The sequence below is a fragment of the Paraburkholderia podalyriae genome (genome assembly GCF_014397785.1).
Taxonomy (GTDB): domain Bacteria; phylum Pseudomonadota; class Gammaproteobacteria; order Burkholderiales; family Burkholderiaceae; genus Paraburkholderia; species Paraburkholderia podalyriae.
In genome coordinates, this window is the sequence record NZ_VZQQ01000077.1 from 1 (window position 1) to 24,176 (window position 24,176).

General features: G+C 62.9%; 26 protein-coding genes and 1 pseudogene. 12 read left to right on the forward strand and 15 right to left on the reverse strand.

Going from position 1 to position 24,176, the window contains the following annotated elements:
• Positions 1 to 122: 122 nt before the first annotated feature.
• The 3 genes and pseudogenes from F6X42_RS37315 to F6X42_RS37325 all read right to left on the reverse strand — a co-directional run.
• Positions 123 to 359: pseudogene (locus F6X42_RS37315) on the reverse strand (transposase); the annotation flags it as partial.
• 232 nt (positions 360 to 591) lie between these two features.
• Entirely contained in the window at positions 592 to 1,479 is an 888-nt protein-coding gene (locus F6X42_RS37320; RefSeq protein WP_187638892.1) for a dTDP-4-dehydrorhamnose reductase family protein, read from the reverse strand.
• 11 nt (positions 1,480 to 1,490) lie between these two features.
• The gene (locus F6X42_RS37325) at positions 1,491 to 1,694 is read right to left on the reverse strand and encodes a heavy-metal-associated domain-containing protein (RefSeq protein WP_187638893.1); all 204 of its coding nucleotides are present in this window, start codon (positions 1,692 to 1,694) and stop codon (positions 1,491 to 1,493) included.
• 134 nt (positions 1,695 to 1,828) lie between these two features.
• On the opposite strand from F6X42_RS37325, the gene cueR reads away from it, so the two are divergent.
• The 4 genes from cueR to F6X42_RS37345 all read left to right on the forward strand — a co-directional run bounded on the left by cueR (position 1,829) and on the right by F6X42_RS37345 (position 4,565).
• Positions 1,829 to 2,251 carry a Cu(I)-responsive transcriptional regulator gene (gene cueR, locus F6X42_RS37330; RefSeq protein ID WP_187638894.1) on the forward strand — a complete coding sequence of 141 codons (423 nt, stop codon included), beginning with the start codon at positions 1,829 to 1,831 and terminating at the stop codon, positions 2,249 to 2,251.
• A 302-nt stretch (positions 2,252 to 2,553) separates the two neighbouring features.
• Entirely contained in the window at positions 2,554 to 2,700 is a 147-nt protein-coding gene (locus tag F6X42_RS37335) for a DUF3563 family protein (RefSeq protein WP_187638895.1), read from the forward strand.
• A gap of 287 nt (positions 2,701 to 2,987) precedes the next feature.
• Positions 2,988 to 3,299: a hypothetical protein gene (locus F6X42_RS37340; protein WP_187638915.1), complete on the forward strand. Its 312-nt coding sequence runs from the start codon at positions 2,988 to 2,990 to the stop codon at positions 3,297 to 3,299.
• Positions 3,300 to 3,524: 225 nt separating this feature from the next.
• Positions 3,525 to 4,565 carry an ABC transporter substrate-binding protein gene (locus tag F6X42_RS37345; RefSeq protein WP_187638896.1) on the forward strand — a complete coding sequence of 347 codons (1,041 nt, stop codon included), beginning with the start codon at positions 3,525 to 3,527 and terminating at the stop codon, positions 4,563 to 4,565.
• A gap of 75 nt (positions 4,566 to 4,640) precedes the next feature.
• Here F6X42_RS37345 and F6X42_RS37350 read toward each other — a convergent pair whose 3' ends face one another.
• Together F6X42_RS37350 and F6X42_RS37355 are read right to left on the reverse strand one after the other, a co-directional pair.
• Positions 4,641 to 5,486 carry a 23S rRNA (adenine(2030)-N(6))-methyltransferase RlmJ gene (locus F6X42_RS37350; protein WP_187638897.1) on the reverse strand — a complete coding sequence of 282 codons (846 nt, stop codon included), beginning with the start codon at positions 5,484 to 5,486 and terminating at the stop codon, positions 4,641 to 4,643.
• Between the two features lie 119 nt (positions 5,487 to 5,605).
• Positions 5,606 to 6,577: a potassium channel beta subunit family protein gene (locus F6X42_RS37355; RefSeq protein WP_187638898.1), complete on the reverse strand. Its 972-nt coding sequence runs from the start codon at positions 6,575 to 6,577 to the stop codon at positions 5,606 to 5,608.
• A gap of 235 nt (positions 6,578 to 6,812) precedes the next feature.
• On the opposite strand from F6X42_RS37355, the gene F6X42_RS37360 reads away from it, so the two are divergent.
• Positions 6,813 to 7,610: a 3-hydroxybutyrate dehydrogenase gene (locus tag F6X42_RS37360; RefSeq protein ID WP_187638899.1), complete on the forward strand. Its 798-nt coding sequence runs from the start codon at positions 6,813 to 6,815 to the stop codon at positions 7,608 to 7,610.
• A gap of 10 nt (positions 7,611 to 7,620) precedes the next feature.
• Positions 7,621 to 8,853: a DUF3734 domain-containing protein gene (locus F6X42_RS37365; protein WP_187638900.1), complete on the forward strand. Its 1,233-nt coding sequence runs from the start codon at positions 7,621 to 7,623 to the stop codon at positions 8,851 to 8,853.
• A 153-nt stretch (positions 8,854 to 9,006) separates the two neighbouring features.
• Here F6X42_RS37365 and F6X42_RS37370 read toward each other — a convergent pair whose 3' ends face one another.
• Complete coding sequence (locus F6X42_RS37370) at positions 9,007 to 10,206, reverse strand: amino acid aminotransferase (protein ID WP_187638901.1); 1,200 nt, start codon at positions 10,204 to 10,206, stop codon at positions 9,007 to 9,009.
• 364 nt (positions 10,207 to 10,570) lie between these two features.
• Here F6X42_RS37370 and uvrB point away from each other — a divergent pair, with 364 nt between their 5' ends.
• The 5 genes from uvrB to F6X42_RS37395 all read left to right on the forward strand — a co-directional run bounded on the left by uvrB (position 10,571) and on the right by F6X42_RS37395 (position 16,284).
• Positions 10,571 to 12,664 carry an excinuclease ABC subunit UvrB gene (gene uvrB / locus F6X42_RS37375; protein ID WP_187638902.1) on the forward strand — a complete coding sequence of 698 codons (2,094 nt, stop codon included), beginning with the start codon at positions 10,571 to 10,573 and terminating at the stop codon, positions 12,662 to 12,664.
• A 275-nt stretch (positions 12,665 to 12,939) separates the two neighbouring features.
• Complete coding sequence (locus F6X42_RS37380; RefSeq protein WP_187638903.1) at positions 12,940 to 13,488, forward strand: iron transporter; 549 nt, start codon at positions 12,940 to 12,942, stop codon at positions 13,486 to 13,488.
• Between the two features lie 112 nt (positions 13,489 to 13,600).
• Entirely contained in the window at positions 13,601 to 13,933 is a 333-nt protein-coding gene (locus tag F6X42_RS37385; protein WP_018418640.1) for a cupredoxin domain-containing protein, read from the forward strand.
• A gap of 99 nt (positions 13,934 to 14,032) precedes the next feature.
• Positions 14,033 to 14,878 carry an FTR1 family iron permease gene (locus tag F6X42_RS37390; protein ID WP_187638904.1) on the forward strand — a complete coding sequence of 282 codons (846 nt, stop codon included), beginning with the start codon at positions 14,033 to 14,035 and terminating at the stop codon, positions 14,876 to 14,878.
• Positions 14,875 to 16,284 (forward strand): 4Fe-4S binding protein, encoded by a 1,410-nt coding sequence (locus F6X42_RS37395; RefSeq protein ID WP_187638905.1) that lies wholly within the window; start codon positions 14,875 to 14,877, stop codon positions 16,282 to 16,284. Before F6X42_RS37390 ends, F6X42_RS37395 begins: the two co-directional genes overlap by 4 nt.
• A gap of 288 nt (positions 16,285 to 16,572) precedes the next feature.
• Here the strand turns inward: F6X42_RS37395 and hemP are convergent, their stop codons facing one another.
• From hemP to F6X42_RS37415, 4 genes are all read right to left on the reverse strand, one after another.
• On the reverse strand, positions 16,573 to 16,833 hold the full coding sequence (gene hemP / locus F6X42_RS37400) for a hemin uptake protein HemP (RefSeq protein ID WP_187638906.1): 261 nt from the start codon (positions 16,831 to 16,833) through the stop codon (positions 16,573 to 16,575).
• Positions 16,834 to 17,018: 185 nt separating this feature from the next.
• Positions 17,019 to 17,504 carry an SRPBCC family protein gene (locus F6X42_RS37405; protein WP_187638907.1) on the reverse strand — a complete coding sequence of 162 codons (486 nt, stop codon included), beginning with the start codon at positions 17,502 to 17,504 and terminating at the stop codon, positions 17,019 to 17,021.
• Positions 17,505 to 17,548: 44 nt separating this feature from the next.
• Positions 17,549 to 17,947: an OsmC family protein gene (locus F6X42_RS37410; protein ID WP_187638908.1), complete on the reverse strand. Its 399-nt coding sequence runs from the start codon at positions 17,945 to 17,947 to the stop codon at positions 17,549 to 17,551.
• A gap of 209 nt (positions 17,948 to 18,156) precedes the next feature.
• Positions 18,157 to 19,035 carry a pirin family protein gene (locus tag F6X42_RS37415; protein ID WP_187638909.1) on the reverse strand — a complete coding sequence of 293 codons (879 nt, stop codon included), beginning with the start codon at positions 19,033 to 19,035 and terminating at the stop codon, positions 18,157 to 18,159.
• A gap of 122 nt (positions 19,036 to 19,157) precedes the next feature.
• On the opposite strand from F6X42_RS37415, the gene F6X42_RS37420 reads away from it, so the two are divergent.
• Positions 19,158 to 20,168 carry a LysR family transcriptional regulator gene (locus tag F6X42_RS37420; protein WP_187638910.1) on the forward strand — a complete coding sequence of 337 codons (1,011 nt, stop codon included), beginning with the start codon at positions 19,158 to 19,160 and terminating at the stop codon, positions 20,166 to 20,168.
• Positions 20,169 to 20,598: 430 nt separating this feature from the next.
• Here the strand turns inward: F6X42_RS37420 and F6X42_RS37425 are convergent, their stop codons facing one another.
• The 5 genes from F6X42_RS37425 to murI all read right to left on the reverse strand — a co-directional run bounded on the left by F6X42_RS37425 (position 20,599) and on the right by murI (position 24,116).
• On the reverse strand, positions 20,599 to 21,018 hold the full coding sequence (locus tag F6X42_RS37425; RefSeq protein WP_187638911.1) for an ExbD/TolR family protein: 420 nt from the start codon (positions 21,016 to 21,018) through the stop codon (positions 20,599 to 20,601).
• Between the two features lie 16 nt (positions 21,019 to 21,034).
• Positions 21,035 to 21,766 carry a MotA/TolQ/ExbB proton channel family protein gene (locus F6X42_RS37430; RefSeq protein WP_187638912.1) on the reverse strand — a complete coding sequence of 244 codons (732 nt, stop codon included), beginning with the start codon at positions 21,764 to 21,766 and terminating at the stop codon, positions 21,035 to 21,037.
• Between the two features lie 27 nt (positions 21,767 to 21,793).
• Positions 21,794 to 22,537 (reverse strand): energy transducer TonB, encoded by a 744-nt coding sequence (locus tag F6X42_RS37435; protein WP_187638913.1) that lies wholly within the window; start codon positions 22,535 to 22,537, stop codon positions 21,794 to 21,796.
• Positions 22,538 to 22,866: 329 nt separating this feature from the next.
• A complete protein-coding gene (locus F6X42_RS37440; protein WP_187638914.1) occupies positions 22,867 to 23,121 on the reverse strand; it encodes a (2Fe-2S)-binding protein in 255 nt (84 codons plus the stop codon).
• Between the two features lie 173 nt (positions 23,122 to 23,294).
• The gene (gene murI / locus F6X42_RS37445) at positions 23,295 to 24,116 is read right to left on the reverse strand and encodes a glutamate racemase (protein WP_187638916.1); all 822 of its coding nucleotides are present in this window, start codon (positions 24,114 to 24,116) and stop codon (positions 23,295 to 23,297) included.
• Positions 24,117 to 24,176 lie beyond the last annotated feature (60 nt).

A 24,176-nucleotide genomic window follows, 5' to 3' on the forward strand; every position in this document is an offset into this window, starting at 1 on the left:
GGCCTTTACGGCTGCCAGGCCTCTGAGTTGGCTCTGACAAAATGGTGTCCACCACTTCGAAAATGATGGACATCACTTTGATGCCGATTCTTGCGCCCGTCTACAACGGCCATCGCGAGCCGCTTACCGATCTTCGCGTGCAACACCTTCACATCGACCGGGGGCTCGGCCGATGTTTGGCCCGTCTCGAACACTTCGGCAACACGCTCCTGCAGTTGCTTCTTCCAGTCCGTGATCTGGTTCGGATGCACATCAAACTGCTGGGCCAGCTCGGCCAGCGTCTTGTCGCCCTTGAGCGCCGCGAGTGCCACCTTTGCCTTGAACGCCGGTGAGTGTGTCCGTCGGTTGCGTTTCGTCATCCTCTGGTTCCTTTGCCCCGGCCATTATGACCGACTCACGCGCCAGCTTTTCCACTTACCGACCTGTCCGGATTCTCGGCGCCGCCTCTATCTCGTTGCGTTGTTTAACACGGCACCATCCGTTGCACAAAGTGCCGACGATTACGAGAGCCAGCAGCCTTGACGACTGGCTCCCTCGGCAGACTAAGGCACCTTTGCTCGCTTCGCGAAGGCTACGTCGTCCGTTGCGCGCTTACAGCAACTGCCGGATCGCAATATCGAAGGGTGTGCGTCGGCCGATTTCAAATGCCTCCAGGCGGCTCGATGCCAGATGACAGTTGTGCGGGCGCGGCGTCGCATCGGTGGGTGTACGTTGGGGCATCAGATTCGCGTCGAGTTGCAATGCTTTTGCCAGGCGCACCGCGATCTCATACTTGTTCATCGGTTCGTCGCCCGACCATTGCACGATGCCAGAGATCGTTTGGCCGCGCGCGTGTCGCTCAAGCATCTGTCGGATCACGACCGCGACATCGGGCGTGAACGTCGGGTAGCGGATGGCCCAGGCGTCCATCAAGGCGGCCTGGCCGTCCGGCGCGGCCGATGCCACGATCGCCGGCACGAGGCTAGTCACAGCCGACTCCGACCAACTGATAACCGGCCCATACAGCAGCGGCAGACGCAGCACGCATCCCCGCTCGGCCGTCTCGGCCAGCGCTCGCTCGCCTTCGAGCTTGCTCCGCCCGTACGCGTTGAGTGGCGCGGGCGTGCTGTCGTGACGATAGGGCGGATTCGAGCCGTCGAACACATAGTCGGTCGAGATCGACAACGTCCACGCGCCGTGCCGGTTCGCCGCCGAGGCGATCGCCCGCACAGCATCGACGTTCAGCGCGCGTGCAAGCTCCGGATCGCGCTCGCATACATCGGGACGGCGCTCCGCCGCGGCAATCACGACGGCATCCGGCGCCACATGGTCGATGAAGCGCTCGACCGCAAGGCTATCGCGAACATCCAATGCGATCATCTGCGGCGACGGCCGGCTCAATGCGGTGGCGACGCTTTGCCAGCCGGCCTGGCGCGCAAGTTCGTCGTTGAGCGCGCGGCCGAGCAGCCCCGAACCACCGATCACGGCAACCTTGAACATGATCGGCGCTCTCAGCGCACAGACGTGACCGTGTATCCGGCTTGTTCGATCGCGGCCTTCAGCGCATCGACCGGTTGCGCCGACTCCACGACCACGCGGCCGGTTGCAAGATCCACCTGAGCCTGCGCGGCGGCGTCGTGTTCGCGAATCGCGTTCGTGACGGCGGCAACACAGTGCTGGCAGCTCATGCCTTCTACATGGAACTCGATTGTCATTGCAAAGACCTCGACGGAATCAGATTGCGAATAGTCGAATTATGCCTGCTGATCCGTGTTTGGGTAGCTGACCTTCCCACTATGGGAAGGTGTAGCATCGACTAGAGTTCAGCCAAAACCTTGGGGAAACAGCCATGAACATTGGCGAAGCGGCCCGCGCGTCGGGCGTTACGGCAAAAATGATCCGCTACTACGAAAGCGTCGGCCTATTGACCGCTAAGGCGCGCACGAGCGCCGGCTATCGTGTGTACGGGTCGCAGGAAGTGCATTCTCTGCGCTTTATTCGCCAGGCTCGCCGTCTCGGATTTCTGGTCGAGGATATCCGGCGACTGCTCGCGCTATGGCACGACCGCTCGCGTGCCAGCGCGGAAGTAAAGCGCATCGCGCTCGAACATGTCGCCGAGCTCGATCGTCGCATTGCCGAGCTGACTGACATGCGCGACACCCTCGCGCATCTCGCCCATCATTGTCACGGCGATGACCGGCCAGATTGTCCGATTATCGAGCGACTAGCGGATACTGATATGGTTTCGGACCAAGGTTGCCACCCGGTTTAGCGGCTGGCCCAGGAGAAGGTGCAACCCGATTACATCTTGATTGCATTCGACGAATTTACGCACCTCAAACGTGCATAAGAACGCTTTGACATGATGCAAAACCTGAAAAATGCTGCCGAATCGCAATAAAATCAGGCGTCCTAGCGCACATATTCGGTGCGTCATTCCCAAACGGAATGCACATCATGCAGGCATTTCACTGTTCGGGTTGCACTTTGCGGCTATAATACGGGTTAACCCTTTACGGGAAATCCCTGATGTCAAATCACCGGGGATCCGATCTGATTCCTGGAGAACACATCATGTTTGCATTCATTCTTGAAAAGCTCAGCACCTGGTTCGAAACTGCAGAACGTAACCGTCGTGAGGCGTATCTGGCATCGTCGTCAGATATCGTCCAGCTCGAACAGCGCATCCGTTCGCTGGAAACCAACGGCTATTCGCGGTAAGTTTGCGCTTGAAAGTTTGACTTGGCGCGTGTGCTTTTGCGTGGCCATTGCAGCACCAATGTCGAGCCCCGTCAAAGCGGGGCTTTGTCGTATCCGGACATCGAAATGAGCGCGCTTTTCGGCGCCTTTCGCGCGAACGGCGCCGCAAGGCCGCGCATGGCGAATATCGACTAGCTTCGTAACGCGCGCCGCGGTAAGGTAGGGCGATTTTCGCGCAAGACGGCATTCATAATCCATCGGGGCTGCCCATGTCCTCCGTCCGTTCGCTCCAACCTTTCCGATCCGTGATGGCGGCCGCCGCCATGACGACGCTCGCGACCCTCTGCGTTGCGTCGGACGCATTCGCGGTCTCCGATAACGACCGCCCTCCCGTGATTCTCGATACGCTTGGCGGCGTCAATAATGGCCAGAGCGGCATCATACTGCTGAGCTCGCCGCCTGCGCCCGAGCCGATCGTCGCCGCGCCGCCGATCGCTGCACCCGTCGAACTGCCTCGGGATGCGTCGCCACCGTTCGTAGTCGCGCCGTATATCCAGTTGCCGGCCGGTGGCGGCGTACCGCCCCGGCCGATGCCTCGGCCGGTGCCGCTTCCGCAATGAGGTAACAAGGGCGCGAAAGCGCATCGGCGACGCTTCCGGCCGGTCCTCTGTCTTCCGCATGCGCCAGCTTGCCTCGCACCCGGCATCTCATTCGGGTTTGGGCGCATGGCGCCCGTGAAACCGTCCGACGACAATCGTTGCACGCCTCGTTGCCGTGAGCTTCGACCGCGGCATGTGCGCCTGCGTCACCGTTTCGAACGGAAAACACAACCAGGAGACGTCCCCATGCCGAATTACTGGATGCAGCGTGCCACGCGCGCCTGCGTGATGCTGCTCGCACTGGCCGCGCTGCCAGGCGCCAGCTTCGCGAAAGACACGCCGGAAAAGCCGACACTGACGATGGCCGTCGGCGGCTTACCCGGCCTCTACTACCTGCCGGTCCTCGCCGCACAGCAGCTCGGCTACTTCAAGGACGAAGGCCTGAACGTCACGCTCGAAGATTTCGCGGGCGGCTCGAAGGCGCTCGAAGCCGTAGTGGGCGGTAGCGCCGACGTCGGCGCGGGCGCGTTCGAGCACACGCTGTTCATGCAGGCGAAGGGGCAGCACTATCGGGCATTCGTGTTGATGGGCCGCGCGCCGCAGATCGTGATCGGCGTGGTGAAATCGAAGGCCGATCAGATCAAGTCGCTGGCGGACTTCAAAGGCGCGAAGGTCGGCGTGAGCGCGCCGGGTTCGTCGACGGATCTCGTGCTCACCGTTGCGTTGCGCAAGGCTGGCGTGCAGCGCAGCGACATTTCGGCGATCGGCGTCGGCAGCGGCGCGACGGTGCTGGCCGCGGTGGGCAGCGGGCAGATTGACGCACTGTCCAATGTCGATCCAATGATGACCAAGCTCACGCGTAGCGGCGCGATCAAGGTGCTGGTGGACACGCGCACCGTGAAGGGCACGCAGGATGTGTTCGGCGGCACGATGCCCGCGGCGACGCTTTATGCGCCCGAGAGCTTCATCCAGAAAAATCCGAAGACGACGCAGGCGCTGACCAATGCGATCGTGCGCGCGAATCATTGGCTGCAGACCGCAAGCGACGCGGATCTGCTGAAGATGGTGCCGCAAGCCTATCTGTTGGGCGACCCAACGCTTTATCTCGACGCCTTTCACAATGTGCGCGACGCCTATTCACCGGATGGACTGATGCCTGCGGACGGCCCGCCGACGTCGCTGCGCGCGTTGTCGTCGTTCGATAGCCGGCTCGATCCGAAGAAGATCGATTTGAGCGCGACCTATACTAACCAGTTCGCGATCAAGGCGGCTGCGCAGCTCAAATGAGCATGAGGTGAGATCGGCTCGCTCGATAAATATGACGGGGTACCGCGCAGCCCGCTCACGCGCCGCTCGTCACGTTCAGTTGCCGCGATACTCGACCTTGAACGTCGCTGCCTTGTCTTCGCCGAGCGTCTTGACGAGCCACGGCATCTGATCCTTGAGCATCCTGGCGAGCGTATACGGGGGATTCAGGATGAACATGCCGCTACCGAACAGTCCATAGCCGTCCTCTGGGGGATTGCTGACGGTCAGGCTGACGTGGAGCCAGTTGTCCTTCTGCAACTGCTTCAGCTGATCGGGGAAACGCTGCGACTCGGGGCGCTTGACCTGCGGATACCAGAGCGCATACGTGCCGGTCGGAAAACGCTTGAGACTCTCCTCGACACAGCGCAGCGTGCGCCCGTAATCGCGCTTGTCTTCATACGACGGGTCGAGCAGGATCAGCGCGCGACGCGGCGCCGGCGGCAGCAGCGCGAGAATGCCGTCGAAACCGTCGCCCGCGTACAGCATCGCGCGACGGCCCGCGTCGCGGAAATTGTGACGCAGCACGTCGATTTCGGTGCTGTGCAATTCGAACAGCCGCATGCGATCCTGCGCGCGCAACTGCCGCCACGCGAGATACGGCGAGCCCGGATAGAAATGCAACTGGCCATCGGCATTGAGCGCGCTGACTTCGTCGACATATTCGGCAAAGAGCGGCGGCAGATCGTTGCGGCCCCACAGTTTCGCGATGCCTGTCTCGAACTCGCCGGTCTTCGTCGCGTAGCCTTCCTTCAGCGAGTACACGCCGGCGCCCGCGTGCGTGTCGATATACCAGTAGGCCTTGTCCTTCTGGCCAAAGTAGCGCAGCAGCTGCACTACGACGGCGTGTTTGAGAACGTCGGCGTGATTGCCGGCATGAAAGGCGTGGCGGTAGCTGAGCATGATGAGAAGACGCTAAAAGAGCGCAGGCTGGCGCCGAAGGGAGCCGGTGTCGTGCGGTCGCGTATTGTACGCGACCGCACGTGCCCGGTTATCCGGTCAGTGCCTGGCGGGGCGCGCGATTACTCATGCGCGTCGCCGATGATCGCCTCGATCCGCTGCTTGATCTCCGGCGTAATGCGCTCGGCCACCTCGGCGGACTGCATGTTTTCGCCGATCTGGTCGACGCGCGAGGCGCCCGTGATCACCGTGCTGACATTCGGATTCTTCAGAATCCACGCGATCGCAAGCTGACCGACCGTGCAGCCGAGCTCGTCGGCGACCGTGCCGAGCTGGCCGACCACGTTGTTTCTCGTCGGGTCGGTGAGCTGCTGACGCAGCCAGTCATAGCCCTGCAACTGCGCGCGACTGTCGGCGGGCACACCGTCACGATATTTGCCGGTAAGCAGACCCGATGCGAGCGGACTCCACGTGGTCAGGCCAAGTCCGATGTCCTCGTAGAGCCGCTTGTATTCCTGCTCGACGCGTTTGCGATGAAACAGGTTGTATTGCGGCTGCTCCATGACCGGCTTGTGCAGATGATGCCGCTCGGCGACTTGATAAGCGGCGCGAATCTCGTCGGCGCTCCATTCCGAGGTGCCCCAGTACAGCGCCTTGCCGCGCGCGATCATGTCGCTCATTGCCCAGACCGTTTCCTCGACCGGCGTGTTCGGATCGGGACGATGACAGAACACGAGATCGACATAGTCGAGTTGCAGGCGCTTCAGCGACCCGTCGATCGCGTTCATCAGGTATTTGCGGTTCAGCGTGTGGTACTGGTTCGGCGCTTCGTTGAGTCCCCAGAAAAATTTCGTCGACACGACGTAGCTCACGCGCGGCCACGCGAGTTCCTTCAACGCATGGCCCATGATCTCCTCGGATTTGCCGCCTGCGTAGACCTCGGCGTTGTCGAAGAAATTGACGCCCGCGTCGCGCGCCGCGGCGAGCGATTCGCGCGCAGCGCGGTGATCCACCTGGTTGCCGTACGTGACCCACGAGCCGATGGACAACTCGCTCACTTGCAGGCCGGAGCGGCCCAGACGTCGATAATTCATGCATGTCTCCTGGTTGGTGATGCCACGGGGATCGAGCCCGGATTCAGCCCGCAAGCGTCCAGTTTAGAGAGATACGGTTCGATGTGCGTTTTACCTATGTCGTTCACGGGGTTCATGCACAATAGCAAAGTCTGCCGCCGCGTTGCATCGGCCGAACGGTCTATACCGTTTGGCCGACTTCTCGCCGCGCGCGGCCTTGTGGTCTCATTGCTCATCTACTGCATGGAGGTTCTGGATGTCGTCTCTTAACACCAATCTGAACGGCAAGGTCGCCGTCGTCACTGGCGCCGCGAGCGGCATCGGCAAACAGATCGCATTGACTCTTTCGGCCGCGGGCGCGGCGGTCGCGATCGCCGACCTGAACCAGGACGGCGCGAACGCCGTGGCTGAAGAAATCAGAAAGGGCGGCGGCAAGGCAATCGGCGTGGCAATGGACGTGACGAGCGAAGACGCCGTCAACCAGGGTATCGACAAGGTCGCCGAGGAATTCGGCTCGATCGACATTCTCGTTTCCAACGCCGGCATCCAGATCGTCAATCCGATCGAAAACTATTCGTTCTCGGACTGGAAGAAGATGCAGGCCATTCACGTGGACGGCGCGTTCCTGACCACCAAGGCCGCGCTCAAGCACATGTATAAGGACGATCGCGGCGGCGTCGTGATCTACATGGGCTCGGTCCACTCGCATCTCGCCTCGCCGTTGAAGTCGGCGTACGTGACCGCAAAGCATGCTTTGCTGGGCCTGTCGCGCGTGCTTGCCAAGGAGGGCGCTGCGCACAACGTGCGTTCGCACGTCGTGTGTCCGGGCTTCGTGCGTACGCCGCTCGTCGACAAGCAGATTCCCGAGCAGGCGAAGGAATTCGGCATCAGCGAAGAGGAAGTGATCAAGCGCGTGATGCTGGGCGGTACCGTCGACGGTATCTTCACGACGGTCGAAGACGTCGCGCAGACCGTGCTGTTCCTGTCGACCTTCCCGAGCGCGGCGCTGACCGGCCAGTCGTTCGTCGTGAGCCACGGCTGGTACATGCACTAAGGGGCGGCCCGTGGCGCAACGCAATCTGAAGCGGGCGCGCGTAGGCGTGTCCGGCGACGGGGAGGGCGCGGGTCCGGCGGTCGCCGCCGGCCTGCGCCGGCATCCCCGGTTGCCCAACTACGAAACTGTCGCGCTGATGCTGCAAGGCGGGGGGGCACTGGGCGCCTATCAGGCCGGCGTCTTCCAGGGACTTGACGAAGCCGGCATCGAGCCGAACTGGATCGCGGGAATTTCGATCGGTGCGCTAAATACGGCGATCATTGCGGGCAATCCACCGGAACAACGCGTCGAGCGTCTGCTGCAATTCTGGGAGACGATCTGCCAGCCGGCGTTCGGGCTGCCGTTGCCGGCTCCGATCGAACACGTGCTGTTCAATTCGAGCGAAGCGGTGCGCAAAGCATTTACGGCAGCGCAGGCGATGAGTGCGATTGTCGAAGGGCAAAGAGGCTTCTTCGTGCCGCGCTTTCCACCGCCGCTGCCCACGGTGTCCGGTCCGCCGCAACTGGCGAGCTACTACGACACCACGCCGCTGAAGACCACGCTCGAGTCGCTGTGTGATTTCGACCGGATCAATTCCGGCGAAATACGCGTGTCGGTGGGCGCGGTGAACTGCGGCACGGGAAACTTCGCGTACTTCGACAATACGCGCGCCACGCTCAGGCCTGAGCACTTCATAGCGTCGGGCGCGTTGCCGCCGGGCTTCGCGGCCGTCGAGATCGACGGTCAGTTCTACTGGGACGGCGGCCTGATGTCGAATACGCCGCTCTACGAGGTGCTCCAGTCGACGCCGCGCCGCGACACGCTCGCGTTTCAGGTCGATTTATGGAGCGCAATCGGGCCGGTGCCGGACAACATCACCGACGTGCAGGGACGCATGAAAGACATCCAGTATTCGAGCCGCACGCGCCTCGTGACCGACATGCTGCAGCGCTCGCAGCGTTTTCGCCACGTGCTGCGCGAGGTGCTGGACCGTGTGCCCGTCGAGCAGCGCGACGATCCGTGGTGCGAGCTGGCCGAGGATCTGTCGTGCTCGAAGCGCTACAACGTGGTTCACCTGATCTACCGGCACAAGGAATACGAAGGACACTACAAGGACTTTCAGTTCGGTCTGTCGACGATGCGCGAGCATTGGCGCAGCGGTCTCGAAGATATTCGCCATTCGCTCGAGCAACCCGGCTGGCTCGATCTGCCGGATAACGATGCCGGGTTCGTCACGCACGATATTCATCGCGACTCGCGCTGATCCCTCGCAGAGAGAGCCGGCGTGCGCCGGCCGGGCCGAACAGTCAGTAAACAAAAAACGGCGCCCTTTTCTGGAAAAGGCGCCGTTTTTACAGGCGGTGGCAGCGGCAAACCTGCTGCACTGGCGCGGCAAACCCCCGCGCCGTGAATCGCCTTACTTCAGCACGTGAGCAATCGCGTTCGCGACGACGTCGAGGTTGCGCGTATTGAGCGCAGCCACGCAGATGCGGCCCGTGCTGACCGCATAGATGCCAAACTCTTCGCGCAGACGGTCCACTTGCGGCGCCGTTAGACCCGAGTACGAGAACATGCCGCGTTGCGCATTCACGAACCTGAAGTCGCGATCGACGCCGCTTGCCTTCAGACGCTCGACGAGACCGTTGCGCATCGCGCGGATGCGGTCGCGCATTTCGCCCAGTTCGATTTCCCACGTTGCGCGCAGTTCCGGCGACGCGAGCACGGCGGCGACCACCGAGCCGCCGTGCGTCGGCGGGTTCGAGTAGTTGGTGCGGATCACGCGCTTCAGTTGCGACAGCACGCGCGCCGCTTCTTCCTTGCTCGCGGTGATGATCGACAGCGCGCCGACGCGCTCACCGTACAGCGAGAACGACTTCGAGAACGACGACGACACGAACACGTTCAGTTCCTGCGCCGCAAACAGACGCACGGCTGCCGCGTCCGCTTCGATGTTGTCGCCGAAGCCCTGGTAGGCGATGTCGAGGAACGGCACGAGGTTGCGCGCCTTGACGACCTCGACGACCTGCTTCCACTGCTCGACGCTCAGATCGACGCCGGTCGGGTTGTGGCAGCACGCGTGCAGCACGACGATCGTGCCTGCCGGGTAGCTGTTCAGCGCGCTCAGCATGCCGTCGAAGTTCACGCCGTGCGTTTGCGCGTCATAGTACGGATACGATTCGACGACGAAGCCCGCGCCTTCGAACAGTGCGCGGTGGTTTTCCCAGCTCGGATCGCTGATCGCAACCTTGCTGTTCGGATTCACACGTTTCAGGAAGTCCGCACCGATCTTCAGCGCGCCCGTGCCACCCAGCGCCTGTGCCGTGACGACGCGGCCGGCCGCGATCAGCGGCGAGTCGTTGCCGAGCAGCAGCTTTTGCACGGCGGCATCGTAAGCGGCGATACCTTCGATCGGCAGATAGCCGCGCGGCAGCGCCGCTTCGACGCGGGCCTTTTCCGCATCGCGCACGGCGCGCAGCAGCGGAATCTTGCCTTCTTCATTGAAGTACACGCCAACGCCGAGGTTGACCTTGGTGGCGCGCGTATCGGCATTGAAAGCTTCGTTCAGGCCCAGAATCGGGTCGCGGGGAGCAAGTTCGACGGCGGAGAACAGAGACATGATGGGTGGGCAGCAGTAGTGAAAAGAGGGCGGCTTCGCGCGCGAGCGGCCTCGTCTGGAGCGTCGGCGGCGTTTCGGGCGCGTGGCAAAGTTCGATGAAACGCGAGAATCAGGGACGGGCCTATGGACAGCGGCGAGCGAGCGCAGCTTGGCATTGTAACGAATCCGGGCGTTTTTTTCGGACGACGAGACGGGCAAAAGTCAATTATTTGCTTGAAAAACAGGCATTGGGGAGCCATGTGACAGCGTGGAATTCGACCGGGCGTGGCTCTGGCGAACGCGCGAACTAGACGAAGCCCCGCTCGATCTTCGCTTTCCGCAACCCGTTAGAATGATTCTTTGCCCAAGGCCCGGTGCCGCCCTCATGTCCGAACACCATCTGACCGAAGCCGACGATACGCTCGACGAATCAAAATTCATCGCGTTCGAAGGTTCGCCGTTCAAGCTCTACCAGCCGTATCCACCCGCCGGCGACCAGCCCACGGCCATCGACACGCTCGTCGAAGGCGTCGGGGACGGTCTCGCGTTCCAGACGCTGCTCGGCGTGACCGGCTCCGGCAAGACCTTCACGATGGCCAACACGATCGCGCGGCTCGGCCGCCCGGCGATCGTATTCGCGCCGAACAAGACGCTTGCCGCGCAGCTGTATTCGGAGTTCCGGGAATTCTTCCCCCGCAACGCGGTCGAGTACTTCGTCTCGTACTACGACTACTACCAGCCCGAAGCGTATGTGCCGCAGCGCGATCTGTTCATCGAGAAAGACTCGTCGATCAACGAGCATATCGAGCAGATGCGGCTGTCGGCGACCAAGAGCCTGATGGAGCGGCGCGACGTGGTGATCGTTGCGACGGTGTCGGCGATTTACGGTATCGGCAATCCGTCCGAATACCACCAGATGATCCTGACGCTGCGCACCGGCGACCGGCTCGGCCAGCGCGACGTCATCGCGCGGCTGATCGCGATGCAGTACAGCCGCAACGAAGCCGATTTCCAGCGCGGCTCGTTCCGCGTGCGCGGCGACACGATCGATATCTTCCCGGCCGAGCACGCCGAAATGGCGGTGCGCGTCGAGCTGTTCGACGACGAGGTCGAGACGCTGCAGCTATTCGATCCGTTGACCGGCCGCGTGCGGCAGAAAATTCCGCGCTTTACCGTCTATCCGTCGTCGCACTACGTGACGCCGCGCGATACCGTGCTGCGCGCCGTCGAAACGATCAAGGCCGAGCTTCGCGAGCGCCTCGAGTTCTTCTATAGCCAAGGCAAGCTCGTCGAGGCGCAGCGGCTCGAGCAGCGCACCCGCTTCGACCTCGAGATGCTGCAGGAGCTCGGTTTCTGCAAGGGCATCGAGAACTACTCGCGGCACTTCTCGGGCGCGGCGCCGGGCGAGCCGCCGCCGACGCTCGTCGATTACCTGCCGCCCGACGCGATCATGATGCTCGACGAATCGCACGTGCTGATTGGCCAGCTGAACGGCATGTACAACGGCGACCGCGCGCGCAAGGAAAACCTCGTCGACTACGGCTTCCGGCTGCCGTCGGCGCTCGACAACCGGCCGCTCAAGTTCAACGAGTTCGAGCGCAAGATGCGCCAGGTCGTGTTCGTGTCGGCGACGCCCGCCGATTACGAGAAGAGGACCGCGGGGCAGGTCGCCGAACAGCTTGTGCGTCCGACCGGCCTCGTCGACCCTCAAATCGAGGTGCGGCCGGCGCGCAGCCAGGTCGACGATGTGCTTGGCGAGATCAACGAGCGCATCAAGGCCGGCGACCGCGTGCTGGTCACGACACTGACCAAGCGGATGGCCGAACAGCTCACCGAGTTCCTGGCAGACCACGGCATCAAGGTGCGCTATCTGCATAGCGACATCGACACGGTCGAGCGCGTCGAGATCATCCGCGATCTGCGTCTCGGCGCGTTCGACGTGCTGGTCGGAATCAACCTGCTGCGCGAGGGGCTCGATATTCCCGAGGTGTCGCTCGTCGCGATCCTCGACGCGGACAAGGAAGGCTTCCTGCGCGCTGAGCGTTCGCTGATCCAGACCATCGGCCGGGCGGCGCGTAACGTAAATGGCAAGGCGATTCTGTACGGGGACAACATCACGGACTCGATGCGTCGCGCGATCGACGAAACCGAGCGGCGCCGCACGAAGCAGATCGCGTTCAACGCCGCGCACGGCATTACGCCGCGCGGCGTCGTGAAACGGATTCGCGACATCATCGATGGCGTGTACAACGTCGACGAAGCGCGCGCCGAGTTGAAGGAACAGCAAACCCGCGCGAAATTCGAGGACATGTCCGAGAAGCAGCTCGCCAAGGAGATCAAGCGCCTCGAAAAGCAGATGATGGAGCACGCGAAGAATCTCGAATTCGAGAAGGCCGCGCAGACTCGCGACCAGCTGGCGCTGCTGCGCCAGCGCGTATTCGGCGCGAACGTCGGCGACCACGTGTCGGGCGTCGAATAACTAACGCATCCGTTCACCGCTTTTGTCCATTCAGAAAAGGCGCGGCCATTCGCCGCGCCTTTTCATTTATGCGGGCGCTCAAGCTCAGCCTTTCTTAAGTGAGCCTTAAGACCCTGATCGCCTATGAGCGAGCATGCTGGCAGGTTTGTTCTCGTCGGCGATCGATGATAAACTCCTCCAATATTGAGAATGGTTCGCATTTAATCTGCATCTGCCTTGCGGACCCAGTGTTCCAAACTGAATCGATTCCAGTCTGATAAAAACAAGGAGTTTCAATGCGGATTTCTTCCTTTGTGCGCGGCGGGGCGGCAGCGGTGGCGGCTGTCGCGGCACTGTCGGCCTCGGCCGCCGAATATCCGATCGGCAAGCAGCAGATCCAGGGCGGCATGGAAATCGGCGCGGTTTATCTGCAGCCGATCACGATGGAACCCGAAGGCATGATGCGAAAGGCGTCGGATTCGGACATCCACCTCGAGTCCGACATCCACGCGGTCAAGAACAATCCGACCGGTTTCGCCGAAGGCGACTGGATGCCGTATCTGCAGGTGCGCTACGAACTGACGAAGGCCGGCTCGAACCAGCCGTTAAAGGGCGAGCTGATGCCGATGGTCGCGAACGACGGTCCGCACTACGGCGACAACGTCAAGCTGCAAGGCCCGGGCAAATATCACCTGAAGCTGATCGTCGAACCGCCGATGCAGATGGGCCACATGGCATTCGGTCGCCACGTCGACAAGGAAACCGGCGTGGGTCCGTGGTTCAAGCCGATCACGCTCGAATATGACTTCACTTTCGCCGGCATCGGCAAGAAGGGCGGTTACTGATCGGCGCGCGGTGTCAGCGCGGTCGATCAACGTATCCATGAATGCAGCAGGCGGCGCGCGGACCTTCGGTGTCATACCTGGCGTCGGCGCGTCGCGTTTTCCGGAAAGGCCAATGAGAATCAACCGAAAGATCGCGATGCTTGCCGCCACGTTTTGCCTGGCGGCCACGGCTCACGCAGCCGACCTGCCGACCTTCAAGCTCGAAATGAACGACGGCAAGCTGAACCCGGCCCGCATCGAAGTGCCGGCCGGGCAGCGTATCAAGATCGAAGTGCGTAACACCGGCAAGGGCGCGGCCGAATTCGAAAGCGTGCAGTTGCGTAAAGAGAAGGTTTTGGCGCCCGGCGCCGATTCGTTCGTCGTGATCGCTCCGCTCGAGCCGGGCGAATACAAGTTTTTCGACGACTTTCACCAGCAGGCGCAGGGCGTGATCGTCGCAAAGTAAGCAATGGTTCGATCGGCCGCGAGCGCCGCGGGATGTGGCCGCTGTCGGCCGCGCGAGGCAACGGAAGCAGGCGGTAGAAGGATCGAAGGGAGAGCTTGAATGGGTCAGATTCTGTTCATCGTGTGGCGGGAAAGTGTCGAGGCGCTGCTGGTCGTCGGCATCCTGTATGCGTGGTTGAAAAACGGCGACGACGACGCGCGCCGCGGCTTGCCGTACCTGTGGGGCGGCGTGGCGGCCGGCGTGATCGCGGCGGTGGCGCTCGGCGCCGCGTTGGTCGGCTTCACCGAGGTGCTCTCCGGTGATGCGCAGGATTACTTCCAGACCGCGATGGTGCTGGTCGCCTGCGTACTGATCGTGCAGATGGTGCTGTGGATGAAGCAGCACGGCCGCACGCTGAAGCGCGACATGGAACAGTCGCTGCAGAAGAGCCAGCGCGATTCGAACTGGTGGGGCGTCGCGGTGCTGGTCGCACTGGCGATTGCGCGCGAAGGCAGTGAAACGGTGATCTTCCTGTACGGCCTCGGCTTTGGCCAGTCGGGGCATGTCGACGGCAGCCAGACGCTCGCTGTCGTGATCGGTCTCGCGCTCGCATTCCTGACCTTCTACGTATTGCAGCTCGGCGGCAAGATCATCTCGTGGCGGCTCTTCTTCCGCGTCACCGAAATCATGCTGCTGTTCCTCGGCGCGGGCCTGTTCCAGACCGGCGTCGACAAGCTGATCGACAAGGAGATCCTGCCGACGCTCGTCGACCAGCTGTGGAATTCGTCGGCGATTCTCGATGATTCGAGCACCTTCGGTTCGCTCGTCGCGACGCTGACCGGCTACCGCGCGCATCCGGCTCTGATGAATCTGCTTGCCTATGGCGTGTACTGGGCGGTCGTTTATCTGCTCGTGCGCCGCGCCAGTCGCAAGCCCGCGCGGCAGGCGGCAGGGCGCGCGGCATGAGCGTCGTGATGGCTCCCAAGCCGGGCCGCCTCGCGGCGGCCGGCCAGTGGATGCAGCGCCACGGCGCGCTGATCCGTGGCATCCAATGGGTCGTGGTCGCGCTGTACGCGTTCCTGATCATCGTGCCCGCGCTGATGCCGCTGCCGGACGACACCGCGCATCTGTGGAACAACCTGACGCTCGCGGCGCAGTTCGTGTTCTGGGGTATCTGGTGGCCGTTCGTGCTGCTGTCGATGGTGATGCTCGGCCGCGTCTGGTGCGGCGTGCTGTGTCCGGAGGGCGCGCTTGCCGAATTCGCGAGCAAATTCGGCCGCGGCCGCGCGATTCCGCACTGGATGCGCTGGGGCGGCTGGCCCTTCGTCGCGTTCGGCATCACGACGATCTACGGGCAGATGGTGAGCGTCTACCAGTATCCGAAAGCGGTATTGCTGGTGCTAGGCGGCTCGACCTTCGCGGCAATCGTGATCGGTCTGCTGTACGGACGCGAAAAGCGCGTCTGGTGCAAATACCTGTGCCCCGTCAACGGGGTTTTTTCGCTTCTGGCGCGCCTCGCGCCGTTTCACTACAAGGTCGACGAAGACGCCTGGCGCCGCTCTTACACGAACGGCGAGCATGGGCATCGCGTGATTCCGATCAACTGCGCGCCGCTCGTGCCATTGCGCAACATGAAGGGCGCGGCGGACTGCCATATGTGCGGCCGCTGCAGCGGACACCGTGATGCGATCGCGCTGACGTGGCGCAAGCCGTCGACGGAAGTCGTGCAACTCGGAGACAAGAAGGCGAACCCGTGGGACACCGCGCTGATTCTGTACGGCCTGCTCGGCATCGCGATCGGCGCGTTCCACTGGACCGCGTCGCGCTGGTTCATCGACCTGAAGATGGTCGCCGCGACATGGCTCGTCGATCGCGACATCACGTGGCCCCTCGACACCAACGCGCCGTGGTTCCTGTTCACGCATTACCCCGACCAGAACGACGTGTTCTCGTGGCTCGACGGCTCGCTGCTGATCGGCTACATCCTGTCGACGGCGCTCGTCTACGGCACCGCGCTGCTGCTATTGCTGACAGGCGCGACGCGCATGCTCGGGCGCTTTAGCTCGACACGGCTGCATCACCTGACCCAGGGGCTGATTCCGATCGCGGGCGCGGGCGTGTTCCTCGGTTTGTCGGCGACGACGCTGTCGCTGCTGCGCGCCGAGCACGTGTCGCTGTGGTGGGCGTCGGTTCTGCGCATCGCGATTCTCGTGATTGCGAGCGCGTGGAGCGCATGGCTCGCGTGGCTCGTCACGCGCCGATATAGCGAGCATTTCGTGCCGCGCGCGCTGGCGATGCTGTGGTTCGTCGCGGCGCTGGCGGTCGTCAATAGCGCGTGGTGGCTGATGTTCTGGGGCTGGGCGTCGAAGTAAGTCATTCGCCGGTGGTTGGTGCAAACGCAGGCGCACGCACAAAGAGAAAAAGCCGTGGGATGGTGACATCCCACGGCTTTGTCATTTTCATCTTCCGCGATGCGTGCCGTCGCGCGCATTCGCTTTGGAGCGAGAACCAAAAAACGGCCTGGCTTGCTGCGACGGCTGGCTTGGTGTCTGCACGAAGGGGTCTAGTTCTCGCGTGCAAGCCGTCGTGGCTGGCTAATGCCTAACACCTCTCTGGGAGGTGGTCCCCACAATACCCGGTACTTACCTCGTGTTGCGTTGCTACTTCGTCAGGATCAGCTTGCCGAGGCGCGTCGCACGCAGTTGGTACGTCTCGCCGTTGTGCACGATGCTGATGTGACTATGGCCTTGCAGCAGCGCGTCGCTGCGCACGACCCGCTCCGACGTCTCGCCCTGGCCGGTGATGCGCTCCGCTGCGGGCTTCGTCGCGAGTACGGCCGTCGTCGACGTTTTCGGGCGGCCGGTTAGCGCGACCGCTGAACGGCGCAGGGTGAACGTGGAGGAGCGAGTCATATCGGTCATTCGTTTTAGCTTGTTCGTCGATTCGATGGGATCATTCTAAATGATAACTATTCCTATTTACAAGACCGAGAAATTGATCGAATTCGACTTCTGATAGCTGAATGAAAGAGCGGCCAGACAACGGCTCCGCGGGCCATGCTGGACATGGCCCCGCGACAGCGTGGGCAGGGCGCCCGCGCGGCATGTCAGTGCAGCGGTCCCGGTTCCTGTTTGGCCCCGACGTACTGGCGGATCAGCCGCACCGTGTCGATATCGTTCTCGCGATACGCGGACTTGACGATCTCCTGCGTTTGCACCGCGTCCTGATCGGTCGTCGAGACGGGCAGCGTGGTCGCGTATTCGAAGCGCAGGAACAGCTGGAGGTCGTCGGGCTGCTCGATCGTCATGGTCAGCGAGCCGCCGACGTACTCGGCGGTCGGCAGGATGTCGTAGCGCACCCTCTCCCTTGCCTCCAGCGTGACGCGATCGCGCACGGTGGCCTGGCCATAGTGCAGTTCGCGCTCGAGCACATTGGCATCGCGCGACAGGATCTTGCAGCTGTCGAGACCCATCACGAACAGTTGCGGCTGCTCGGCGCGCAGCACGAGCCCTTCCCAAAGCTGCTCGCGGGTCATCGATTCGACGAAGGGATTCAACGGATCGTTGATCTGAATGAGGTGTTCGAAATTCAAGACGACTGCGTCCTATGTAAATGTTGCAATGCCTGCCGCGCGTGTCAGGCGACGGCGAGCGCGGAGCGGATCGAGATCGTGTGCGTCAGGATCTTGTGCACCGGGCACGCATTGGCAATTTGCAAAAGCCGTTCCCGCTGCTCGTCGGACAGATCGCCGTCGAGCATGATCTGACGGTCGATCGTCGAACCCGTGTCGCCGGTTTCCATCGACAGTTTGACGCGTACGCTCGCTAGCGGCCAGCCTTTGCGTTGCGCGTACATCTTCAGCGTGATCGACGTGCACGCGCCGAGGCTCGACAGCAGTAGCGATACGGGCGTCGGACCGCGATCGCCGCCGCCGAGCGATTCGGGTTCGTCGGCGAGCCATGTGTGCTTGCCGTCGTCAAACACGACCTGGAAATTCGTCGAACCGATGTGGGCGGTGACGGTGGGCTCTGCCATGCGCGCTCCTGTGCTGGTGATCAAATAGCATCGCGCGCCGCGGTCTGATTGTTGCGATCGACGCGGGCCGCGCGACATCAGCCGTTATTGTGACCGAATTTTCTGGCGTTCGCGCCCCGAGACGGGCGGTTTGGCGGCGCGCGAGTCTCTGTCGGCGTGCTTCGACTCGCGCTGACAGGCGTGAATCACGCGCGGTGGGCGGTAGCTTGTCAATGCGTGATCGCGCCCATCCGTCCCGCCTGATAGTCGATCACGGCCTGACGGATCTCATCCTCGGTATTCATCACGAACGGGCCATATCGCACCAACGGCTCGTTCAGCGGCACGCCGCCGAACAGCAGCACTTCGAGGGGTTCGTCGCCAGCCGTGAGCGTCACTGTGTCGCCGTCGTTCGCGAACACGACCATCGTGCGCGCGTCGATGTCAGCGCGCGCGTCGCCTTCGCCATACACGCCCTTGCCGGACAGACCGTAGGCGAACACGCGATAGTCGGCCGGCACCGGCTGGCGAATCGTCGCGCCCGGCTGCAACGAAAAATGCTGATACAGGATCGGCGTACGCGTTTCGATCGCGGCCTTCACGCCGAGCGCTTCGCCCGCGATGACCTTCACGCGCACCTTGCCGTCTTCGGACGTCGCGACCGGAATGCGCGTCGACGGGATCTCCTGATAGCGCGGCGCGATCATCTTGTCGCGACGCGGCAGATTTACCCAGAGTTGCAGGCCGTGCACGCGGCCGCCGGTGCGCGTGAATGCCGGGTCCGGCATTTCGCTATGCACGACGCCCGCGCCCGCGGTCATCCATTGCACGTCGCCGGCGCGCAGCGTGCCGGAATGGCCCGCCGAATCCTTGTGGCCGAACTGGCCCTCGAGCACATAGGTGACCGTCTCGAAGCCGCGATGCGGATGATCGGGCGCGCCCTTGGCCTCACCCGGCGCATAGTCGACCGGCCCCATTTCGTCGAGCAGCAGGAACGGGTCGAAGTCCATCAACAGACGCGTCGGAAACGGTCGATGAACGACAAATCCGCCACCTTCCACCGTGCGAACCGACGGGAACGTGCGTTCGATCGTGCGTGGCGTAGTCATCAATATCACCTCGAAAAATGGGGAATAGCGTTATTTCTGAAACATGGAGCTATTATAAGGACCGTTTTTCGCGGTGCCAGCCGCCAGCCGGCAATGGATTGTTCTATTCATGGAACGATGAGATGAAGATCGATTCACACAATCTGAACGACCTGATGTACTTTTCGCAGGTCGTCGAACATGGCGGATTTTCCGCCGCCGAGCGGGTGCTGGGCATCTCGAAGTCGCGGCTATCGCGTCGGCTCACGGAGCTGGAGGCGTCGCTCGGTGTGCGCCTGTTGCAGCGCTCTACGCGCAAGCTCGCGCTGACCGAAGCGGGGCAGTTGTTCTACCAGCACTGTCAGGCGATGCTCAGCGAAGCGCAGGCGGCGGTCAATGTCGTGCAGCAACTGCGCTCGTCGCCGCGCGGCACGGTGCGCGTCAGCGTGCCCGTCACGGTCTCGCAGACGATCCTGTCGACGATCCTGCCGGAATTCATGCACCGCTATCCGGAGGTGCGCGTCGTGATGCGTGTGACGAATCGCGTGGTCGATCTGTTCGAGGATTCGATCGACGTCGCGTTGCGCGTGCGCTCCGATCCGCCGGAGAACGCGAACATCGTCGTGCGGCCGCTGTGGCGCACCGAGCAGATGCTGGTCGGCGCGCCGAGCCTGCTGCAGCAGAATGCGCCTCCACTGACGCCGGCCGATCTGAACCGCTTCGAAACACTCGACGTGCCGACGAGCGACGGTCGACACGTGTACAACCTGATTTCGCCCGATGGCACGCGCCATGCTCACGAGCACGAGCCGCGCCTCGTGACCGCCGATCTGATGACGATCCGTGAGGCGGTGCTCGCCGGCGTCGGCATCGCCGCATTGCCCGAGATGATGTATGGAGCCGCTTTGAGAGCGGGGCAGTTGTCGCCCGTGATGCCGGGCTGGACTTTTCCGACGCCGCAGTTGTACGCGGTGTTCGTATCGCGTCAGGGTATGGTGCCGGCCGTTCGCGCGTTCGTCGACTATCTGGTCGAGATGCTCGATCCGGACGAGGGCAAGCACATCACGGGCGAGTGTCCTCTGCACGGTAAAGAAGCTGGGGCGCAGGGAGCGGTCGCTGCGGCTTCCGCCGTTGCATCGGCGGTGGTGCCATAAAGCGTTCGGGGCGACGCGCAAGGCCCGCGCGATGCCCTGACTGCGGCCGCTATCGCGCGGCGCAAATCGTTTTTAGCATTTAAGCGTGGCCTGTCATCATTACTTTCAATGGCCGTCTGCTTGAATGCACGCGCGCGCGGGCCTATAGTGAAATCCCTTTCGCTAAGGAGTCTCCTATGCGAAAACTCATGGCCGCTATCATAGCGAGCCTGATAGGGCTGACCGCGTTGTCCGTGTCGACCACGGCCCTCGCATGCGGTGATAAAAGCTATCAGTCTTCGGCCGATGGCAAATGATCCCGCCGCCCGAAGGCGCCGAGCGCGCACAAAAAAAGGCCTTCATCCGACGATGAAGGCCTTTTACTTTTCGGCCGCTGTTTAAAGCGGTGTTTCGCGTGGACGGGCGTCCTGCTTCGCGTGTCGCGTGACGGTTACTTCGCTTTGGGCTGCGTAACGAAACCGATCTTCGTCAGTCCGCCAGCCTGCGCGGCCGACATCACCAGCGCGACTTTCTCATACGGCACCTTGCGGTCCGCATCGAGATGCAGCTCCGGTTGCGGGCTCGCCTGCGCGGCCGTGGCGATCTTTGCGGCGAGCGCCGCGTCGTCGACCTTGGTGCTGTCCCACAGCACGTTGCCGTCCGCGTCGATCGACACCGTCACCTGCGCGGGCTTCGTATCCTCCTTCTGGCTGCTCGCGTGCGGCAGATCGATTTTGACCGCGTGCCGGATGACCGGAATCGTCACCATGAAGACGATTAGCAGGACCAGCATCACGTCGACGAGCGGCGTCATGTTGATCTCGTTCATCAGGCCGTCGTCATCGTCTGCGGCGAAAGGGCTCATTGCCATTCGAATGCCTCGTCGATCAGTTGGCGCGGGCCGCGAGACGCAGGCCATCGCCGCGCCTGGACGACGACAGGCGCGCGCCCGTCACGAAGAACGCATGCAGGCCGTGCGCGAAGCGGGCGAGCTTCGCGACGATCGCCTTGTTGGCGCGCGTGAGCGCGTTGTAGCCGAGCACCGCCGGAATCGCGACGAATAGACCAAACGCAGTCATGATCAGCGCTTCGCCGACCGGGCCCGCCACCTGGTCGATCGACGACTGGCCGCTCGCGCCGATCGCGAGCAACGCGTGATAGATGCCCCACACGGTGCCGAACAGGCCGACGAACGGCGCGGTGCTGCCGATCGACGCGAGAATCGCGAGACCGCTCTGCATGCGTGCGATGCTTTCGTCCATCGTGTCTTTCAGGCAGCGCGTGATCCAGTCCGACACGTCCATGCGGTCATGTAGATGCGGCTGGGTCTGGTGATGATGGTCGGCCGCTTCCTGGCCTGATAGCGCGAGCGCGAGGAACGGATTGTCATGCGGCGTCGAGGTGCCGCCGCCGAGCTTCTTCACGCCGTCGGCGAGGTCGTCCGAATGCCAGAACGCCTGCTCGGCGTTCCTCGTCAGACGCTTCAGGCGCATCACGTTCCAGCCTTTGACGACGATCACGCTCCACGACATCACCGACATGATCAACAGTGTGAGCGCGATACCGCGCGTCACGAAATCCCCTTGCGCCCACACGTGCGCCAATCCGTAGTTTTGCATCGCAATTCCTTGTTTTTGAAAGCTGCTTCAGTCGGTCAGGCCGAAATTGAAAGGCTGGGTGTACGCGGCCCTGACGGGCTCGCCGTTCTCGAGATACGGCTTGCAGGCGCTCGCGCGCACGGCGGCGACGGCCGCGTCGTCGAGACGGCTGAAGCCGCTGCTTTTCTTCAACTCGATGTCCTCGAGCTTGCCGCTCAGGCCGACCACGAAATGGACGTACGCAGTGCCGGTCTCTCCGCGGCGCCGTGACAGCGTGGGGTAGTCCGGGTGGGCGACGTTGCAATCGAGATGCGACACGTTCTTGGGCGCGCTGACTTGCAGCGTCGGCTTACCGATCGCGGGCGTTGCCGCTGCGGGCGGCGTCGCCGGTGCGCCGGGCGCCGGCGGCGTCGGATCGGGCGCCGCAACCGATGTCGGCGACGGCGCGGCGGCCTGCGGCAACGGAGTCGGGGCCGGGGTCGGCTTGGGCGTCGCAACCGGCTTCGGCGGGACTTTCGGCTTGGAATGCACGGGCGGCGTCGGCCGGGGTGGCGGCGGTGCGATCGATTGAAGCGCGACCGGCGCAGCGAGCGGCGCGGGCGGCAGCAGTTCGGCGGTCATCACATGCGATTCGAGCGCGACCTGCACCGGCTCGTGACGCAGCGTCATGATCACGGCGAGCAGTGCGACGTGAACCGTGGCGACCACGGCAGTGCCGATCAGCGTGCGGGAATTCGGTCGGGTGAACGACGCCAGCGGTGCGCCGGCGGTAATGGGATGCGGAGCCTGCATGGTCAGTGTGGCAGCGCACCGTGCGGGCGGCGCGTCAAACAGGACATCGTCATGTTCGGAAAATCAGCAGCGAAATGATCAAAGTAGTCACGAAACCAATCAGCAATTCCATTTCGAACTCCTTTCCAAGGGGTGAGCGGGTAGCTGGCTGGTACGAATACTGGCTTGCTGACGGCAGTGGAATACGCAGTACGGCGGACCGTACTGCGGTTGTCTTGCAGACATGCGGCACATTCAATGTCGCATTAAGCGCGACATTAAATGTAGGTGATGCATAGGAGCTTCAGGACGCACTGGGCACGGCTCGCGCCGCACCCCGTTAATTGAACTCAGGCTGCCTTGCGCTCGTAGAACGTGACTTGCACGACCTGTGCGACGCTCTGCACCTGCTGAGGCTCGACTACGCCGCAACGGCTCGCGCAGACGCCGCTTTGCAGCATCACGTCGCGCACGGATTGCTCGCACTTGCCGCAGCACGAGGCGACACCGAGTTCAAATTGCAACTCGTCGAACGAGTCGATGCCGTCCGCAATCGAGGAGCGGATTGTGCGGTCGGAAACGGATTTGCAGACACAGACGATCATGGCAGGCGTCATAGCTAACGGTAATGCGAATTATTATCATTATGTTTGGTCCGTTTGGCAAGCGTCCTGTGCGATTTTTTGTAACAAAACCAGACCCTTAGAATGGATTTCGGCGGACGCAAGGGCGACGCCCGGCCGCACAGCAGGCGCGTGCCGCGCGTCGGTTGCGGCTTCTAGGCGGCGCGGGAATCCGGTGCGGCGGTGCGGGGAGACGAAATCAGCACCTGCTCGACCGTGGCCTCGATCAGCAGCAGCGTGGCGGCCAGTTGCTGTTGGTGGACGCCGTCGTCGGTGGAGTAGAAGCGCGGCAGCGGCGGGGCCGCGGCCGGCGTGGCGACGCGCAGACCGTGCTGTTCGAGCACGCGTTCGAGCTGACGCGCGATCGCCACGCTTGTGTCGATCAGCGCCAGCCGCTCGCCGACGATGTCGCGGATCGCCGCATCGAGAAACGGGTAATGGGTGCAGCCGAGCACCAGCGTGTCGGCGCCCGCATCGAGCATCGGTTCGAGGTAGCTGCGCAGCAGTGCGCGCAGCTCGGCCGAGCCGACGTCGCAGCGCTCGACCGCCTGCACGAGCCCGTGGCCGGGCTGACACAGAAAGCGGCAATCGGCGGCGTAGCGTTCGAGCAGCCCTTGGAAGCGGGCGCTGCGCAGCGTCGCCGGGGTCGCCAGCACGCCGGCGACGCGGCTTTTCGATTGCAGCGCAGCGGGCTTCACGCCTGGCTCGACGCCGATGAGCGGAATCGGCAGCTTCTCGCGCACGAGCGCAATCGACTGCGCGGTCGCCGTGTTGCAGGCGACCACGAGTGCCTTCGCGCCTTGAGCGGCGAGCCATGCGCCGATGGCTAGCGTTCGGTCGGTGATGAAGTCGTCGTCGCGCTCGCCGTAGGGCGCGTAAAGCGAGTCGGCGACATACAGCATCGCCTCGTCAGGCAACTGCGCGCGCACCGCGCGCAGCACCGACAGTCCGCCAAGCCCCGAATCGAAAATACCGATCGGCGCCTGCGACGCGGCGCCAGCGGCAACACTGCGGACAGTCGGGGACGGGGACGGGGA